We start from the raw sequence: 18,506 nt of genomic DNA, 5'->3' as shown, positions 1-18,506 counted from the left end.
TTTTATGTTGAAACTCATTTGTGCACTGCTTTTTCTTTCGGCTCTAACCGCCTGTGGAGGCTCCTCTAGCGACGACGATGGAGGCGCCACACCAACATCAACCCCCACTCCAACATCAAACGATGTTAGTAGCACGGCTGTAGAACTCTCTATAGCAGCAACCGAAACCGTTAAACTCGCAGTACAGTCGTCGACTTCCCCGTTGACATTAACGGATGGCTCACCCTCAAAACCCCGTAGTGGCGGAAATCAAAGCCAAAAGCCAAGCCGGCTATACGACATTACCCAACTAGATACCGATGTTACTGAAGGCGATTGCGGCGGCAGCATGACGATCACAGGCTTTATAGATTCACCTGATGATCCAGATCAGATCTTCCCCTTTGTTGTAGAAGCGCAAGGCGCGATGGATGACTACTGCGTTGAATCCGATGGTTACAGCATTATTTACAATGGCTCGCTTGTTTATCGCTTTGATTACTTCTCGGCCGACTTGTATGACGTAATCTATAGCTATGACATAAGCTATACGTCAACATATCCCGGTTACCCTTCGGGCGTAATGGCCGCAGAAGAGTACTGCTCTATGAGCGAAGCAATGGAGCTAGAGTGCTCTACATCTTCATCTTACGAGTCTGCGGATGGCAGTGACTACACCTTGTCTGGCGCATTAGTTACAGGCAATGAAACTAGTGGTTATAACGCTTCCGGTGTTATTGAAGACGAGCTGGGCAATAGCTATAACGTTACAGCCACTAATTTAACCTTCTGTGAGAATGGTAATTTTGGGAGCGGTGAAATCGAATTAGAAGTTTCATCAAACGATATCTTAACCGTTAGTTTCTTCAGCTGTACCGGATACACTATTACTCATCAAGGTGTTTCTGAAACCTTCACCCAATAATCTGCAAGTTCTTTTTGCTTTGTTAAAATGGCCAGCGTTTTGCTGGCCATTTTAACTTGCCTCCTCTGTTAGGATATTATCTCGTTAAAGCGTAACCCCAACTCCGCAAATGATGACGTCAAAACAGAGACAACTACGCCATTTTTTACCTGCTTTTTTTCTAATCTGTTTGCTGTCATTTAACGATATGAATTGTTAAATATTGTAGTTTCAGCTACTGGATCTAAATTCAGCGACTAAATTACCAAATCATCCGTACAAAGATCCTCCAATGTGATTCAGTTCATCGATGTAATCGGTTTATTACTTACAATCTCCTTCGCAAAACATTAATTAACAAGCTTCCTATTATCGATTTCCCAGCCACCTCATACATCCATTAGAGGTATGAGGACTACTACGTATCCAAGACGAGAAAAAAAGGAATTTTTGATGTCTATATCTTTTCGTGATAGCGCTATAGCGTTTGTGGCGTTTTCTGTCGGTTTTGCTTTACAGGCGCTGATCAGTTCCGAACCGCCCGCGCCATTAGCATCCTCTCATATACAACCCAATATACTCCTCGAAAAAAATATCGCACTACAGAACAATATCGCGATGCTAGAAGCACAGCTTCGAGATATACAGGGAAGTGTTACATCAAAAACTAAAACCCAGCCGGTGACAGAATTTCACAATAACAATAAAAATTATTCTGCGAAAAAATCAACAGGTGAAGACACCCTATCGGCAGACGAAGTAGCAGCCATTACGGCTGCTGCAGAATCTAATCGATCAGAGCAGTTTGAGCGCTGGCGCGATGAAGCGAGTAAGCGTGACGAAGGTTTTTCACTTGGTAAACACATGGAAAATAATTTTAATTCCGAAGATGCAGACCCGGACTGGGCAAGCAATCGGGAATCTGAAATTTACGCCGTTTTTAATAGCGACCCAACCCTTTCTGAATACCCAATTAAGTTTGCAACATGCAAAACCACTCATTGCAAACTCTCTATTTCCGCGCTCGATATCGAGCAAGCCAATGCCATCGTTCAGCAATTTTCACTTGCGCTGGCAGACGTTGATGATTTCGCTATGGCAGTTACGGATATTTCTTCCGATAGCAGCGAAGTGACTATTTATCTCGCGCGAGACGAATCCAGCTTTAATTTCCAGTAGCACTCAACCTAGACTGGCAATTACCCAGAATCGACACGGAGTTGATCGGCCTGATACCCCATGTAATGAGGCCGTACCATGCAAGGAGCACTTGTTAAAAACAACAACTTTTCAGATTATTGATCAAGGAGATCATATGAAATCATTAAAAGTACTTTTAGGATTGGGCGTACTTGTCGTCGCGGCTATGTCTAGCAACGCGTTTTCAGATACGTTAATTTCTTGTACCTGGACAAACACTACTAGCACGTCTATTTACAACGGAGTGAAAATAACTCAAGCATGTAATGATGGCTCGACACTTGCTGCGACACGTCAACGCACATGGGGACAGTACTACAGCGGCGAGTGCTCTAACTTGCAAGCGAAATCCGGTTACCGAACTTCGGGATCTTGCTTAAGCCCAAGTGTTTATAGACTTTCCTCTAGCAGCAGTTCGTCTAGCAGTTCATCAAGTAGCTCTTCTAGCAGTGGGTCTGGTACTCATTGTGGCCAGCTCTACTCATCAACGAGTTCGTCACAAATTGCTGCAACAATTAGCGCAGCATATGCGCCAGGCGGTTACTGCACTGGGTGTAGCTCACCCACCGTTCGACCTGGTCCGACCAATGACAGTTACCTAGTATTTTGTGGTTCTTAACCACAAAGGCTGAAGAAATTTATTTTTCTTAGCCACCACGAAAAACCGCCGCACTCATCGATAAATGTGTGCGGCGGTTTTGGTTAGGCGAAACGCCTACTTTTAAACGTCAACTAAAACGTTAACGCTAGCAGGTAATCATTATTTGCCAGCGCCCTCTAGCAAGGCATCCAGTGTCGCGGTATCAAAAACAGTGTTGTTACTGCGATCAAAAATTCCAGATGAACCTCCACCTAGGCCACCCATATCCCAATAATAGGGTAACAACCCATTAGCAAGTGCTTGCTGGGTTACGTATTTATGCCAATAGGCTCGCGACTGCAAGTGTAAATCCAAGTCCGCACCTGAAAGTTGGTCGGTACGACGCATTGCCGCGTACTCGCCCAACACCACTGGAATACCGTTATCAACAAACTGCGTTTTCATTAGACCAAATAATTGGTTTATCGAATCCTCTTCTCCCCAAGTCGGGTTGTGTGCGCTATCGGTGGTTGAGTGATTACCTGCGCCCCAATAGTAGAATTGATTCCCCCAATCAGCGTCTTCTGTCATCAGTGTAAATTGATACGGCGTATAAAAATGCACCTCAGCCATCATCCGATTTTGCACGGTATCTACCGGCATTTGCGACATTAAACTATTGGTTTTCTCAATATCTGTACTCGGACCCTGTACAACCAAGATGCGATAGGCATTTTTACCACCGGTTTCACGTACTGCATTTACAAAGGTTTGATGATAGGTATTCAGTACCGTCATTTGCTCCGCGTTATCGACGTTCGGCTCGTTGGTTCCGGCGAACATTAAGCGCTCATCAAAATTGCGGTAACGCGTAGCAATCTGCTGCCAGAAGGCCTTTTGTTTTGCGTTGTTTTGCTCTTGCATACTTGTGGTGACGTTATTTTCCAGCCAGCCACCATCCCAATGGATATTCAACATAACGGTCATGTCGTTATCCAAACAAAGCTGAATAACTTCTGCGATGCGATCTAACCACGCTGAATCAATTTGAGCGCTTGCCTGATCAGCATACTGATCCCAAGCAGCGGGAATGCGCACAGAGTCAAAGCCGCTTTGCTTCACCAACTGGATAAGCTCGTTGGAAATCATTGGGTTACCCCAAGCCGTTTCTCCACCAATCGCTTCGAGCGTATTGCCGATATTCCAACCAAGGTTTATACGATAAGCCATATCAACCGCAGTACTTTCCATGCCACTCATATCTGCTGCAAGCGGGCTAGTGTTGTAATCCGGATACAAACCAGAACCACTTGAGCTAGATGATGAGCTGCTAGAGCTGGATGATGAACTAGAGCTAGATGAAGAGCTACTTGAACTAGAAGAACTTGAGCTTGATGAAGAACTGCTTGAACTAGACGAGCTAGAACTATTCTCACAAACAACGCCGCCATTACCCGATTGATTAGAACAAGTGTCGCTGCCTATACAGCTCTGGCTGCTTTCCCAGCCCCATCCGCTACTTTGATTTTCGCAAATATTGTAGTTCGAGCCGTACCAATTACAGACACAGGCATTTGCTGAACCTGAGCTTGAGCTTGAGCTTGAGCTAGACGAACTTGACGACGAACTCGAAGAACTTGATGACGAACTAGAGGAGCTAGATGACGAACTAGAGGAGCTTGATGAAGAGCTAGAGGAACTCGATGACGAACTAGAGGAACTCGATGAGGAGCTAGAAGAACTTGATGACGAGCTACTTCCGCCCTTAGGATCACAAGCCAGTATTACACCGCTGGAATCTTGCCCTTGCCCTTGAAAGCCGAAGCTCACCGATCCACCCGGAGCGATATTACCGTTCCAGCTCAAGTTGGTTGCCGCGTATGGATTGCTGCCAGAGACATCCGCAGACCAGGCTGCAGTCACACTAGAGCCGCCGTTTAGCTGCCAACTTACATCCCAGCCACTTACACTACTGGTGGAATCGTTGCTAACGGTAATACTGGCGGTAAAACCACTCCCCCAACTATTGGTAGTGGCGTAGTCACAGCTTAGCGCTAGCGCTTGGAGCGAGCTAAACATGAAAAAGATAAACGCGCATAGATTGCGCAAAGGTCGTCGTAAATATGAATGAGTTGTCATATATCTGTCCTCTTCGAAAGAAAGTCCATTAATTATTTTTATGAGTGGATTAGAAGCGAAACACCAATACCAGCCGAAAGCTTCGCGCAGAGGATATAGAGACGGGGGTAGCCAAATCTTGCTCATTTGAGAGAAAAAACAGAATTTGACAAATAATTGAAGGTTTTTTGCAGAAATTTACACTAAATAATAGCGCTTATTAATCAGTATTCTTTGGTTTATAAGTATCCCTAAAGGTTTTAGGCGCACATCCGTATTCATTCTTGAATAATTTATGGAAGTAAGACACGTTTTTATACCCTACCGAGTAGGAAATTTCAGTAACGCCGAGGTGCTGCTGGGTTGCCAATAGCCGCGCAGCTTCAGTGAGGCGAAGTTTGTTTAGGTAGGTGACAAAGGTATAACCCAACTCTTCGCGCAACACATCATTCAGCTTGGTTCGGCTCACCGCAAGATTTGTAAGCGCCATCTCAAGGTTTAACTCGGGGTTGGCATATTCGGTGGCCATATAGCGCAAGATAGCCGCATTGCCCCGATCTCGTGGGGAATCGAGAGAAAGCTGTTGATAGGCTATCAGGGGGCGATCTTTTTGCAGCTTTTCTGTCAAACTCAGCATTAGATTTTTCGTGTGTAGCTTTACAATCCACACCGCAAAAATACTCCAAACTAAAAACATCAAAGCGGCATAAATATAGAGGTAGCGCCAGTTGGTGCCACGCAATACTAATTGCTCTATTTGTACATTTGATTCAATATCGAAAGGGCTTTGAAAAGAGTTGCCAAAGGTAATACGCGGGACCTTATCGAGCCGGTAGGCTTGCCTAGAAAGTTCAAGGCCATATTCACTAAGCCACCACTGCGGCGTTTCCAAGCGAGTTAAGTCAATCTCTACCTTTTGCCATTGTTCATTACAGGAGAAAAAGCTTGTAGGAATTCGGTAAGTGCCGAGGTCTTTCGGGTCCGTCACCTTGTCATCGATAGTCAATATAGAAAACGTTAGCACATTGGCTGGCTTACACTTTACGCTAAAGTCGAGAAATCTATACTGAGACAAATCGACAAACTTTTCGACTTCATGGGTTTCCGCAAACACCATAACGAGGGATACGTAGGGGTACTTGGCCTGTTCTGACAATTTAAAACCGACGTTTAAGCCAAAGGTCGCATCATTAATTTCAATACTAGATCTGCCGCTTGCCGAGATATCGGATACCGCTTCCATCCGCCAAGCGTGGGCGCTGTCTTGTGCTGGCAACAACGCGTCGTGAGGGAAAGTACGATTTATTAAAACATAACCGAGCGCAATTGAAATAACAGCCAAGGCAATAAACGTAATGAATGCTTTCTTATAGAAGTTGAGCATTTTGTCTCGATTCTAATTATAGTATTTTAAGGTTCGGACAAATAATCACGCCGAATGTCGAACTACAGATAACGCGCTATATCATAAGCCTGCAGTTCGATCAAAACAACTAGCTAACAGCTTGGACGAATAACGAGCTTCAATCTTTTTATTAAGCGCCCCCAAGATCATTTAAAACAAACACCTCCTCGTATACCTAAGCAACGCTTGGTATCCATCGGTATGGATTGCAGCGCAACATTGCTGAAGATCATAGTAGGCATAACTACCTAAGTAATTCATTTCCGCTGACGAATTTAAAATTCCAGCGTACTAAAATCTGACACCTATCTCGCCGATGTATCGAATCGATTTTTCGATTGAAAAAACACAACGATAATAATTTTAAAATACATAATCGAGCAGTATCGCACGCGAAATATATGACCTCACACGTCTACGACTTGCACACAAGTATTCTATAGGGCCCGCAGTTAGAGCCGCTAACAAAAGAAACCACGAAATCTAGCGATACAAACGAATAGCTCTAAAATCTAAGTAGGGACCTAAGTGCCAAGTTTCACTTCCACGTGTTAATAACTGAGGCTGCGCGACCCATTCACAGCAAAACTGGCACCAAACTCATCGGGTTGTAGTCGATAATGAAAATGCATCACTACATTCGTTTAACTTATCTTCGAGTTAGTAGATAATCGAGAAACAAGCAACACCGCACAATTTTCGCCTTCCTAAGGAGAACAAGATGATCTTAATCGCTGTAGGTTTGACGGCCATCATTATCGGTGCTCTCGCAATAAGCTACCCAGAGTTCGTTACTGCACTTAAAGAAGAAGATAATTCCAACTGGATTGCGATAGGCTCCCCGCCCCCGCATGCGTTTCATAAAGCAATTGGTGTTTATTCTTGGCTGCAAGCTAAAGGTTATGCGGCATCTAGTAGCGAAGCCGTACGTAGGCTCGGCGCCAAAGCTTACACAAAAGCGCAGTTTACTAAAGCATCTTTAGTAATTGGCTTAGTATTATTAGTCGCCGGCTTCGGTTTAGCTTTGGCCGGCTTTTAACCTAGAAACATATAATTTAGAAGCGCTACCCACACATTAACTTATGACGTTTGATGTGAGGATATTCCATGCTAGCTAGAGACTGTTGGAAACAACACAAGGACGCCGAACAATGATTAAAGAGCTAACAAAAGGTGGATTCGCTATAGCCGTAGCTGTTGTAACGGGAATATTCGGTGTTTTCTACGGGAGGTCTGCCCCTCAAGTTGTAATTAACAACTCTCAAGGCGAGACTATGAAAGTTACCCCCCATAAAGCTGAAAGTGAATATGCCGACTTGTATTCAAAGTATCTTGACCTTAAGGGTGAATACAATCAGGCAAAAGAACAGCTAATAGAATCCGAAACTAATGCTGCAACATTAAGCCTAGTTACGTCGCAACGCGATCACTTACAAAAACTACTTGAAATATGCGAAGATAAAATTACCAGCTCATCGCCAACAATCAACGCCGTTACTCCGGCTGGAAATGCCAGCGTCACGGGTAAGTGGAAAGGGCAGGTTGTAGCAGACGATCTACCGGTTGTCGTTTCGGTAGAAATAGATGCACTAAAACTAGGCGAAAAAACTATGACGATCACCTACGGCAGCCCAAGAAATTGTAGCTCTCGCGGTGAATATGCTGGAACGCTTGAGAATAACGAAGAGCTATTTTACTTACGCGACCCCACGCCAAGAACATGGTGCAATCAATTCACCTATTTTACCGACGCAACTATCAAGTTTAAACGAGACGCTCAGGGTGAGCTTCGCTATGAAATTCGCGATATTCGAAAATTCAATAAAACGATAGAAACGGCTTCGATTCCATCCCACTAACAAAACCCTGTTAAAATTATCGACACCATGTATCTCACCCCGCAGCCCCCAACCAGATTAACTTTTCGAATAAGGGCCGATAAAACTAATCTACGCCGATATTTTGCCGAAATTGTGCAATTGACCACTATATAAAATACGCCAAGCAATATAAAATTTCGCCTGCGCTTTACTAATCGCTCTTCCATCGGTGTTTTCTAGCTCTAATTGCGATCACCTAACTATTGGAACAGTCCTTCTATTAATACTTTTGCAAGGATTTAAGTAAACCGGCTCTCAGTAGCTTACCCTAGCTTGAGTGCCCCCAGCTTGACATCAAATTCAACGCAAACTTCAGTTTAGCGTTTGCACGGGGAGTTCCGTAATTGTTGCTGTAGCAATACATCATAACGTAGCATTTAAACTCGTTATATTTTGCACCACCAAGCTGCAAAAGCCTCTATCCCACATTGATCGGTGTTTTTCCGTCTTGGCAGGCAAACGTTTCAAAAAATCAAACAGATCCGTTTTAGTAGTTTAATATTCTTAATATCAGGAGATACAAATGAAAAAGATTTTCCCTATTACGGCATTACTAACATTCGCATCACTAACGGTAGGCTGCGCAACTGTAAAAGGTACGGTATACAAGCAAAAAGACGGCACCTACAAAGCTAGCTACGCATCGAATACCGAAAAAAATGTTCGCAAAGTTCTTCACTTTGACGCATCGTTAACCTGCAAGAAAAAAGAGGGGACAAAAGAGTTTATTGTAATAGACGAACTCGTAGAAAAAACCGAAGACGATAGTAAAAAAGAAGGTTTCGCCGCTGTAGCTGACAGCGCTGTATCTCTAGCTGGGAAGTACTTTGGCGCAGAGAGCGTTAGAGGTAACTTAGTTTTCACATGTGACAAATAAGTATGTATTGATACTTTTAAGTAACTATAGCCTCGCAGGAATAACTTAACACTTACCTACGAGTAAAATCCTTTAGATTACTTACAAGTATAAAAATGGGGCCGGCGGCTTTTACTTTACTCAGCTAACTAACTAGTAGAGTTTCTACCGCCGGGCCTAGTATAACGCCCCCTTTGCTCACACAGGGTCCTTGCCCTACTTATTGCTCACTCCCTCTTTTTCATTGCGATCAGTATCCGCAGCCAAGCAAATAGAGCTAACCCATATGCAACCCCTATCGTTTATGCAATCATGCATGTTGAGATAGCGAACGATCGTTTCTCGATCAAGGAAAGCCTCAAACTTACCAATCTTTTCGGTACTGTGATCGATACGCTTTGAGTTCGATTCGACCGTGGCGCGACTTAAGTGAACTAACGCAATATGATCGGCTTTACGATACCCCGCTATTGCCACTTTTAACATAGCTTTTCAATGGTAGATGTAATTTATGAGTGAAGATATTTACACCGGCGATCCAGAACACAAACTTACGCTACGTAACTTGGTTAAAGAAGACTACGCCGGCCTAAAGAAAATTATGGATACAATTTACCCAACTATGGGCGGCGCCCTGCCCGAGAAGAAATTTCGAGCGCAGCTGGCGGCCTTTCCGGAAGGACAAATCTGTATCGAAGATCACGGTGAAGTTGTTGCAGCAGCCTTCTCGCTAATCGTCGACTACGATAAATTTGGCGACCATCATACCTATGACGAGATTACTGGCGATGCCTACCTTTCTACCCACGACCCATTGGGCGACGTTTTGTATGGAGTAGAAGTTTGCGTTTCGCTCGAATATCGCAGTATGCGACTGGGCCGACGACTTTACGAAGCACGCAAAGAACTATGCCGAAGCCTGAATTTAAAATCCATTGTCGCGGGTGGTAGAATTCCAAATTATCAAGATTACGCCAAAGTTATGTCGCCACAAGAATATATTGAAAACGTTAAGAAACGCGAAATTTACGATCCTATTCTTACCTTTCAATTATCAAATGATTTTGAGGTGAAGCGAGTTTTAACCGGCTACCTACCAGAAGACAAAGAGTCCAAGGGTTACGCAACACTTTTGGAGTGGAGCAACCTCTACTACGACAATCAAAAAACGCCTCTCATTGGCGCACCAAGAACCTCTGCCCGTATCGGTTGTGTACAATGGCAAATGCGACCACTAAAATCTGTCGACGAACTTATTCAGCAAGTCGAATTTTTTATCGATGCTCTGTCAGATTACCAGTGCGACGTGGCGCTGCTACCCGAATTTTTTAATGCACCCCTTATGGGGATTGAGGTACACCAAAATTCTATTGACTCGGTTAAAGCCCTGGCGGAATTTTCCGAAGAGATACTCGAAGCGATTTCTAAACTCGCAGTAAGCTACAACATTAATATTATTGCCGGTTCCGTACCCGTTATGGAAGAAGGCGAATTATATAATGTGGCCTATCTATGCCGTCGAGACGGAACCCTGGAATCACAATACAAACTTCATCCAACGCCTCACGAGAAGCGCGCCTGGATTATGCAGGGCGGCAATCGACTCAGCGTGTTCAATACCGACTTTGGTAAAATTGGAATTTTGATTTGTTACGATGTTGAATTTCCGGAATTGGCACGCTTACAGTCAGAAGAAGGCATGCAAATGCTGTTTATTCCTTTTTGGACCGATACAAAAAATGCCTACTTAAGAGTCCGCTGCTGCGCGCATGCACGCGCAATCGAAAACGAGTGCTATGTGGTAATCGCGGGCAGTGTGGGCAACCTACCTAAAGTAGATGGCGCCGATATTCAATACGCTCAGTCAGCCGTATTTTCGCCATCGGATTTTTCCTTTCCTCATGACGCTATTATGGCCGAAACAACACCGAATACTGAAATGACACTGATAGTAGATCTTGATCTTACAAAACTAGAAAAGTTACAAAATGAAGGTTCGGTAAAAAATTACTTGGACCGCCGCCGCGACCTATATAAAGTAAGCTGGCTGGGTGACTAACATTATAATTTCACCCACTAACAACTAGTGGGTGAAATTGTGGAATGAAATGGATTCAGCTTTATTACGCGCCGGAAAGCGAACTTAAATATTATCTTACCGAATCTCATCGTCTCGTTAGAGATTAAGACTTAAAAAGCAAAAGGCGTTGGGACTTAACCAGCCGTTATTATCCATCCCGCAAAAGCCATAACCGATAGTCTTTATAGAGAGAGCGCTAAAAATGAGTACAACTATAATTTCTACCGATGGAAAGTCTCGTTGCAGCTGGTGCGGAACAGTTGCCGAATTTATACCTTACCACGACAATGAATGGGGCTTCCCAGTGGCCGATGATATTCGTCTGTTCGAAAAGCTATGTTTAGAGAGCTTTCAGTCCGGTTTAAGTTGGCGAACAATATTAGCTAAACGTGAAAATTTTCGTGCTGCGTTTAAAAAATTCGACTTTAATAAGGTTGCCCGTTTTAACGATGCTGATATTGAACGTCTTCTACAAGACGAAGGCATCGTTCGTCACCGAGGAAAAATATCAGCTGTTATTAACAATGCCCAGCGCGCAAAAGAAATGGTTAAAGCAGAAGGTTCTTTGGCTGCATTCTTTTGGCGATACGAGCCAGCAATAAATTCGCAACCACAAACGGTTTCGACATCACCGGAATCTATAGCGCTGGCCAAAGAGTTAAAGAAGCGTGGCTGGAAGTTTGTAGGCCCAACTACGGTGTACGCGTTCATTCAAGCCATGGGTTTAATTAACGATCACGTCGAAGGCTGCGTTACTCGAAGTAAGGTCGCCGCCGCACGAAAAAAATTTATACGGCCGAAATAGATAACTAATGACGCTCTAATTCATACTAAAAAAACCCAGCTAAAGCCGGGTTTCCTCACTCTACTTTTCAGGTGCGCACCAACATCAATTACAAGTTCATGCAGTTGGCATAATAGGTAACAGTGGCAGGCCAATCAGAGAAAATACCGATCACGCCAACATCATTAGCCAATACGTCCAGCACATCCATCATATCGCCATCATTGTTGATCACTTTTGGTTCTACGCTTATGGGATTGGGATTAAGCCCATTTAAGGTTTGGTAATACCATCCGCCGCCGTTTGCCAAAGGTCCATCACGCTCAAAACTCCAAGCAATAATATCTAAACCAGCGGCAATGGCTTCTACCGCGTAGCGAGAGGGAACAATTTCGCCATCAACCACTTCAACTAAAACCCAAATCGGCGGTGCGACAATCTTAACGCCGCTTGCAGATAGGTCCTGCATTGATGGTGACCAGGTTGCTGGATCGCGATGATCGAACGTTGAGCTATCGTATCGGCCATCTAGAAACACGGCTTGGCGGCCAAAACTCGGCTCGTTGCTTATCCAGTAGTTCACATCGTTTATATCAAAAGATTGGGGCCAAACGTGCTTTGCTGAAACGCCCATCTGCTTATACTCATCAAGCATTTTTTGTGCGTATTGCTCCTGAGTTAAACCATCGAATGGCATTACTACACTTGGCGACTTTAATTCTGGTGTCATTTTTACGCCAAGTTTTTTGAACAACACGATGCTTTCTTTGTGGCTTAATAGTGTTCCACGGCCGGCATACACGTCGGTTCGCCAATTTGCTGTCGCATTCATATAGCCAGCAACATCTGTAGCGGCGGAATTACCGGCGTCCATTTTCCCTTGCAATGTTTTAAATTCTTCTAGGGTGATGTCACTTGTACAACACTTTGCGCTCGCCCGAGAAACAATATTTCCTTCGGAATCATATACCGCTGGAATAAAGTTTTGGCTACAACTTTCCGCAAGTGGGGTGGCTAAAATATTGGTCGTTGTGTGAAGATCGCATTGCGAATGACGACATACCAACTCTTTATCCTTCGTGAAGGTTACATCGCACTCGACAATGCCCGCCCCCATACGCGCCGCAGCTTCGTATGATTCCTTGGTGTGCTCTGGGAATTGCATTGGCGCACCACGATGACCAATGGAAAACTCCGATTTGCGATTAGGCTTATTGGCACAACTCAACAGATTTTGCTTAAGTGCGGAGTCATCCATATCATCAACTAAAAAATAGGGGCGCGGTCCTAGGTCAACTTTATTTGATACTTTATGATAACGATCGTGAGCAAATTGCTGTGATTTATTTTGCTCACTTGGTTTTGCTTTAGTAGGTTCACTCCAAGTATTCGCTTGTGTCACACTGGCCGCAGCGGTTAACAAAACTAGTACAGTGCTAGCCATTAACTTTTTGGCCGTATTCGTTCTGGCAATGTTCATTTTTATCCCTCGTTATTAGATAAGTAAAGTCGCTATAGGTATACACGTGATGAAGCAACGGGCAGAGGGTATAGCGTTTATTTGTCTTTTTTATGCTGTTCACTTGACCAAATGATGACAGTTTTATTTGCAGTCGCTAAAAGGCAGCACATGCGTGGTGAAACTTACGACAAGTAAGTGGCCTAAGTCGCTGAAAACGGCGGGGATTCTTAGGTCGCGACGCGGTGTAGCAACTGCTACAATTCTGCACCATCGATCTTAGGAGAATTGCCAATGACTGTTTCACGCACCCGTATGTCTGCCCAAGGGCCAGAAGTTTCTAAACTCATCGCAGGCTACTGGCGACTAAAGAACTGGGGCATGACGCCGCAACAAGTCCTCGGCTTTATTGAGCAGTCCCTCGAGATGGGTATAACCACCGTAGATCACGCCATGGTATATAACAGTGAACAACCTTTTGGCGAAGCCTTGGCACTCGATAGCGCTATACGCGAGAAGCTCGAGATTGTAACTAAATGCGGTATTCGTCCCTGTGGATTTGGAGAACTTGGCGCGAAGGCGGTAAACCATTACGACAGTAGTGCCGCGGCGATTCAGCAATCAGTCGATGCCTCTTTAAACAAGCTCGGTACCGAATATATCGACGTACTGTTAATCCACCGCCCCGATTTTTTAATGAACGCCAACGAGGTTGCGGAAAAGTTTTTACAACTTAAGCAAGCCGGTAAGGTTCGTTATTTCGGCGTATCTAATTTTACAACGGATCAGTTTGAGCTTTTGCAAAAAGCCGTTAAAGCGCTAATTCCCGAAGGACTGGTTACCAACCAGATCGAATTTTCGCCCCTGTATATGGAACCATTAGAAAACGGTTTGCTCGACCAGTGTGCGCGCCACGGGGTTGCGCCTATGCTTTGGTCTTGTTTGGGTGGTGGCCGCTTAATGACGCCGAACGACGAGCGCAGCCAACGCCTGCACGATGCCCTGCGAATAGTCGCCGACGAATGTAACCTCAGCGATATTGAACCAGTCGTTTATGCATGGGCACTCACCTTGCCAGGGAATGCATTGCCGCTGCTAGGTACAAGTAAAATTGAGCGCGTGAAAGTCGCCGTACAAGCCGCGAACCTTACGCTTAATCGGGAGCAGTGGTACCGTATTTGGGAAGCTTCAACCGGTCACGCAGTACCTTAGCCATTCCATTATGTTAATAACTGATTTTGATAGCCGCTTGTTTTGCTAGACGATAAGCACGGCAGCGCATCCGATACACCCCCTGATAGCAGCACCGACCCACAAGCGTTGTTGCAGCATGTATTCGGCTACCCCGAGTTTCGCGGCTCCCAGGCAGACATTATTAACAGTGTCTGCGCCGGACAAGACGCCTTGGTTATTATGCCGACCGGCGGCGGAAAATCTCTGTGCTACCAGATTCCCGCGCTCGCTCGCGCGGGTGTCGGTGTGGTTATTTCACCACTTATCGCATTAATGGAAGATCAGGTTAATGCGCTAAAGGAACTCGGTGTTCGCGCCGGTTACCTAAACTCTACACTCGACGCTAACACTGCGTGGCAAACCGAGAATGCGCTGCGCGAAGGTGAGATCGATCTGATTTATATCGCGCCCGAGCGCTTAATTCAGCCTCGTACGCTGGCGCTGTTGCAGCAGTCCCCCATCGCCTTATTCGCAATTGATGAAGCTCACTGCGTTGCTCAGTGGGGGCATGATTTCCGCTCAGATTATCTAAAACTTAATATTCTCCATGAAGCCTTTCCACAGGTGCCGCGCATCGCCCTCACCGCGACGGCCGACGAGCGCACTCGCGCCGAAATTATTAGCCGCTTGAGTTTGGAGAACGCGCAGCAATTTATCGCTGGCTTCGACCGCCCCAACATTCAGTACCGTATTAACCAAAAGAATAAACCAAAACTACAACTTCTCGATTTTCTGCAGAGTGAACACAAAGATAGTGCCGGTGTCGTCTACTGCTTATCACGTAAGAAAGTCGAGGAAACCGCTGAATGGTTATGCACCCAAGGCTTTCACGCACTGCCTTATCACGCTGGTCTACCCGCTGCCACGCGTGCAAGTAATCAAACCCGTTTCTTACGCGAAGAGAGCGTTATTATTGTCGCGACTATCGCCTTTGGTATGGGTATCGATAAACCCGATGTGCGTTTTGTCGTACATTTGGATATGCCAAAAAGCATCGAAGCCTATTATCAAGAAACCGGCCGTGGCGGCCGCGATGGCGAACCGGCAACAGCACTGCTGCTCTATGGCCTAGAAGATATTGTAAAGCTACGACAAATGATGGCGAGCTCGGATGGCAACGATAATTTTAAGCGCAATGAACAACAACGCTTGAATGCCATGCTTGGCTTATGTGAAATCACTAGCTGTCGGCGACAAGTATTACTACGCTATTTTGGCGATACTCTAGTCAACCCCTGCGGCAATTGCGATAACTGCCTAACACCCGCCGATACTTGGAACGCCACCGAAGCTGTGCGCATGGCGTTAAGCTGTGTCTATCGCAGCGGCCAGCGCTTTGGTGCTTCCCATATGATTGATATTTTGCGTGGCAGTGAAAACGAAAAAGTTCGTCAGTTTGGTCATCAAGCATTATCGACCTACGGCATTGGCAAACATTTAACGATTAATGATTGGCGGTCTATTTTTCGACAGTTGGTCGCACTGGGGTATTTAGACGTAGACCCAGATGGCTATGGTAGCTTGCGCTTAACGGAACCCTGCCGAGAAATTCTACGCGGTGAAAAATCCATTGAACTGCGACGCGATAAGGCCCCAGAAAAAGCCCGTGCAACACGCAAGGTAATGGCCGATATCGGCGATGAGGATCTACCGCTTTGGAATGCGCTGCGCAAGTGCCGCAAAGACCTCGCCGATGAGCATGGCGTGCCACCCTATGTTATTTTCCACGATGCGACACTGAAAGAATTACTATCGAAGAAGCCGTTAACCGATGTAGAGCTTATTTCCATTAGCGGCATTGGTGACCGAAAACTCGAAGCCTATGGCGAGGCATTTTTAGATGTTATTCGCGAGTTTGAGTATCGCGGCGAGATGTAATTAATAAACTCACTTGGCGGTATTAAATTTCGAGTAAAAAAAAGCCCATCACTTAGATGGGCTTTTTAGTATTGCATTCAAACAAACTACTTCGCGGCGTTTTTCGCGCGCTTGCGTTCATTTTCTAACAATAACTTTTTACGTATACGAATACTAACCGGCGTTACTTCTACCAGCTCATCATCTTCAATAAACTCGAGCGCCTGCTCCAAAGTATGACGAATCGGTGGAGTAAGGGTAAGTGCTTCATCCGTACCTGCTGCGCGGATATTGTTTAGCTGCTTAGCTTTGGTTGGGTTTACTACAAGGTCGTTATCGCGAGAGTGGATACCAACCACCTGACCTTCATAAACCTCAGCGCCGTGACCCAAAAATAAGCGGCCGCGATCCTGCAAGTTAAACAAACCGTATGCCAAGGTTTTACCCTTAACCATACTAACCAATACACCGTTCTGACGCTTGGTCACTTCGCCTTCTTTAACAGGGCCGTAGTGATCAAAAATACTGGTCATGATGCCAGAGCCAGATGTGAGTGTTAGGAATAAACCACGGAAACCAATCAAGCCGCGAGAAGGCACTAAAAACTCTAGCTTCACACGTCCTTTACCATCGAGTTCCATGTTGGTCAATTCGGCTTTACGCAAACCCAGGGCTTCCATAATCGAACCTTGATGCTGTTCTTCAACATCAATAACCACTTGCTCGTAGGGCTCGTGAATTTCGCCATCGACTTCTTTCTGAATAACTTCTGGACGAGACACACCCAGCTCAAAGCCTTCGCGACGCATATTTTCAATAAGCACAGATAGGTGTAATTCACCGCGACCAGACACTTTGAACTTGTCTGGCGTATCACCTTGCTTTACACGTAAAGCAACGTTGTGAATTAGCTCTTGATCCAAGCGGTCTTTGATATTACGCGAAGTAATGAACTTACCTTCTAAACCGGCGAATGGTGAATCATTTACCTGGAAGGTCATGCTCACGGTTGGCTCATCCACAGTCAAAGCGGGAAGTGCTTCAATCGTTTCTGGGCTACACAAGGTATCGGAGATACTGAGTTTATCTACACCGGTAATACAAACGATATCACCAGCATTTGCCTCATCGGTATCAACTCGCTCCAGGCCGTGATACCCCATAACTTGCAGCACCTTGGCTTTACGGGTTTTTCCGTCTTTATCAACAACGACGATTTGCTGGCTAGGCTTTAATCGACCGCGTTTAATGCGACCAACACCAATTACACCAACGTAGCTGTTGTAGTCCAGTGCCGAAATCTGCATCTGGAAAGGGCCATCAATTTCAACTTCTGGCGCCTTAACTTTGTCGACAATCAACTGGAACAACGGCGTCATATCTTCCGCTAGGTTATCTTGGTCGAGACCGGCGATGCCGTTCAAGGCCGAAGCATAGATCACAGGGAAATCTAACTGCTCATCGGTAGCACCCAAGCGGTCGAATAAGTCGAACACCTGATCCATAACCCAATCTGGGCGAGCGCCGGGGCGGTCAACCTTGTTGATAACAACAATTGGGTTCAAACCTTTTTCAAAGGCTTTACTGGTTACGAAACGGGTTTGTGGCATAGGGCCATCAACCGCATCAACCAATAGCAATACGCTGTCCACCATCGAAAGTACGCGCTCCACTTCACCGCCAAAATCGGCGTGTCCTGGGGTATCCACGATGTTGATACGGTAGTCATTCCAGCGAATAGCGGTGTTTTTCGCGAGAATGGTAATGCCTCGTTCGCGCTCCTGATCACTGGAATCCATGATGCGCTCTGAGCCTTCATCACGACGGTCCAAGGTACCGGATTGCTTTAAAAGCTTATCTACAAGCGTGGTTTTGCCATGGTCAACGTGGGCAATAATGGCAATATTGCGCAACTTTTCTATCACAGGGGGAGCCTCATAAATGCGGGCGGAAATGCCTAAAGGGGGGTCAAACGGCGCGCATTATAGCGCCCGCGAGGATGGGAAAACAGCTATTTTATGATCAATCGTAGTATTTGACGTTTTTTGGCGCGCGGCTTTGGCCGATTAGCGATGTTCGTGCAGCCAACGTCATGCCCGCAAGTCAGCAGACATAGCCTATTGAGACTAAAATCTCGCTATCTACACGCAAACAGGGCAATTGGCATTCCC

General features: G+C 45.4%; 15 protein-coding genes. 10 read left to right on the top strand and 5 right to left on the bottom strand.

Annotated elements, in window-relative coordinates; all coding sequences use genetic code 11:
- Positions 1-4 precede the first annotated feature (4 nt).
- The 3 genes from IDZ20_RS07655 (at position 5) to IDZ20_RS07645 (ending at position 2,702) form a co-directional block, all read left to right on the top strand.
- Entirely contained in the window at positions 5-904 is a 900-nt protein-coding gene (locus tag IDZ20_RS07655; RefSeq protein WP_188150829.1) for a hypothetical protein, read from the top strand.
- Between the two features lie 432 nt (positions 905-1,336).
- Positions 1,337-2,062 (top strand): hypothetical protein, encoded by a 726-nt coding sequence (locus IDZ20_RS07650; protein ID WP_188150828.1) that lies wholly within the window; start codon positions 1,337-1,339, stop codon positions 2,060-2,062.
- A gap of 136 nt (positions 2,063-2,198) precedes the next feature.
- Positions 2,199-2,702 (top strand): hypothetical protein, encoded by a 504-nt coding sequence (locus IDZ20_RS07645; RefSeq protein WP_188150827.1) that lies wholly within the window; start codon positions 2,199-2,201, stop codon positions 2,700-2,702.
- A 141-nt stretch (positions 2,703-2,843) separates the two neighbouring features.
- Here the strand turns inward: IDZ20_RS07645 and IDZ20_RS07640 are convergent, their stop codons facing one another.
- Both IDZ20_RS07640 and IDZ20_RS07635 read right to left on the bottom strand, forming a co-directional pair.
- Positions 2,844-4,802: a cellulase family glycosylhydrolase gene (locus IDZ20_RS07640; RefSeq protein WP_245792190.1), complete on the bottom strand. Its 1,959-nt coding sequence runs from the start codon at positions 4,800-4,802 to the stop codon at positions 2,844-2,846.
- 199 nt (positions 4,803-5,001) lie between these two features.
- A complete protein-coding gene (locus IDZ20_RS07635) occupies positions 5,002-6,165 on the bottom strand; it encodes an AraC family transcriptional regulator (RefSeq protein ID WP_188150826.1) in 1,164 nt (387 codons plus the stop codon).
- A gap of 742 nt (positions 6,166-6,907) precedes the next feature.
- On the opposite strand from IDZ20_RS07635, the gene IDZ20_RS07630 reads away from it, so the two are divergent.
- The 3 genes from IDZ20_RS07630 (at position 6,908) to IDZ20_RS07620 (ending at position 8,943) form a co-directional block, all read left to right on the top strand.
- Positions 6,908-7,225, top strand: a complete 318-nt coding sequence (locus IDZ20_RS07630; protein ID WP_188150825.1) for a hypothetical protein — start codon at positions 6,908-6,910, stop codon at positions 7,223-7,225.
- A gap of 112 nt (positions 7,226-7,337) precedes the next feature.
- Positions 7,338-8,045 (top strand): hypothetical protein, encoded by a 708-nt coding sequence (locus IDZ20_RS07625; protein ID WP_188150824.1) that lies wholly within the window; start codon positions 7,338-7,340, stop codon positions 8,043-8,045.
- A 544-nt stretch (positions 8,046-8,589) separates the two neighbouring features.
- A complete protein-coding gene (locus IDZ20_RS07620) occupies positions 8,590-8,943 on the top strand; it encodes a hypothetical protein (RefSeq protein ID WP_188150823.1) in 354 nt (117 codons plus the stop codon).
- 195 nt (positions 8,944-9,138) lie between these two features.
- Here the strand turns inward: IDZ20_RS07620 and IDZ20_RS07615 are convergent, their stop codons facing one another.
- On the bottom strand, positions 9,139-9,408 hold the full coding sequence (locus IDZ20_RS07615) for a hypothetical protein (protein WP_188150822.1): 270 nt from the start codon (positions 9,406-9,408) through the stop codon (positions 9,139-9,141).
- Between the two features lie 25 nt (positions 9,409-9,433).
- Here IDZ20_RS07615 and IDZ20_RS07610 point away from each other — a divergent pair, with 25 nt between their 5' ends.
- The gene (locus IDZ20_RS07610) at positions 9,434-10,981 is read left to right on the top strand and encodes a carbon-nitrogen hydrolase family protein (RefSeq protein WP_188150821.1); all 1,548 of its coding nucleotides are present in this window, start codon (positions 9,434-9,436) and stop codon (positions 10,979-10,981) included.
- 223 nt (positions 10,982-11,204) lie between these two features.
- Complete coding sequence (locus tag IDZ20_RS07605; protein WP_188150820.1) at positions 11,205-11,807, top strand: DNA-3-methyladenine glycosylase I; 603 nt, start codon at positions 11,205-11,207, stop codon at positions 11,805-11,807.
- Between the two features lie 88 nt (positions 11,808-11,895).
- Here IDZ20_RS07605 and IDZ20_RS07600 read toward each other — a convergent pair whose 3' ends face one another.
- Entirely contained in the window at positions 11,896-13,266 is a 1,371-nt protein-coding gene (locus tag IDZ20_RS07600; RefSeq protein ID WP_245792189.1) for a glycerophosphodiester phosphodiesterase family protein, read from the bottom strand.
- A 273-nt stretch (positions 13,267-13,539) separates the two neighbouring features.
- On the opposite strand from IDZ20_RS07600, the gene IDZ20_RS07595 reads away from it, so the two are divergent.
- Both IDZ20_RS07595 and recQ read left to right on the top strand, forming a co-directional pair.
- On the top strand, positions 13,540-14,457 hold the full coding sequence (locus IDZ20_RS07595) for an aldo/keto reductase (RefSeq protein WP_188150819.1): 918 nt from the start codon (positions 13,540-13,542) through the stop codon (positions 14,455-14,457).
- A 108-nt stretch (positions 14,458-14,565) separates the two neighbouring features.
- On the top strand, positions 14,566-16,356 hold the full coding sequence (gene recQ / locus IDZ20_RS07590) for a DNA helicase RecQ (RefSeq protein ID WP_188150858.1): 1,791 nt from the start codon (positions 14,566-14,568) through the stop codon (positions 16,354-16,356).
- 86 nt (positions 16,357-16,442) lie between these two features.
- On the opposite strand, the gene typA is transcribed toward recQ, so the two are convergent.
- A complete protein-coding gene (gene typA / locus IDZ20_RS07585; protein WP_188150818.1) occupies positions 16,443-18,260 on the bottom strand; it encodes a translational GTPase TypA in 1,818 nt (605 codons plus the stop codon).
- Positions 18,261-18,506: the final 246 nt, after the last annotated feature.

The organism is Teredinibacter waterburyi, from assembly GCF_001922985.1.
GTDB lineage: Bacteria > Pseudomonadota > Gammaproteobacteria > Pseudomonadales > Cellvibrionaceae > Teredinibacter > Teredinibacter waterburyi.
This window is presented reverse-complemented; position numbering and strand designations above follow the sequence as displayed.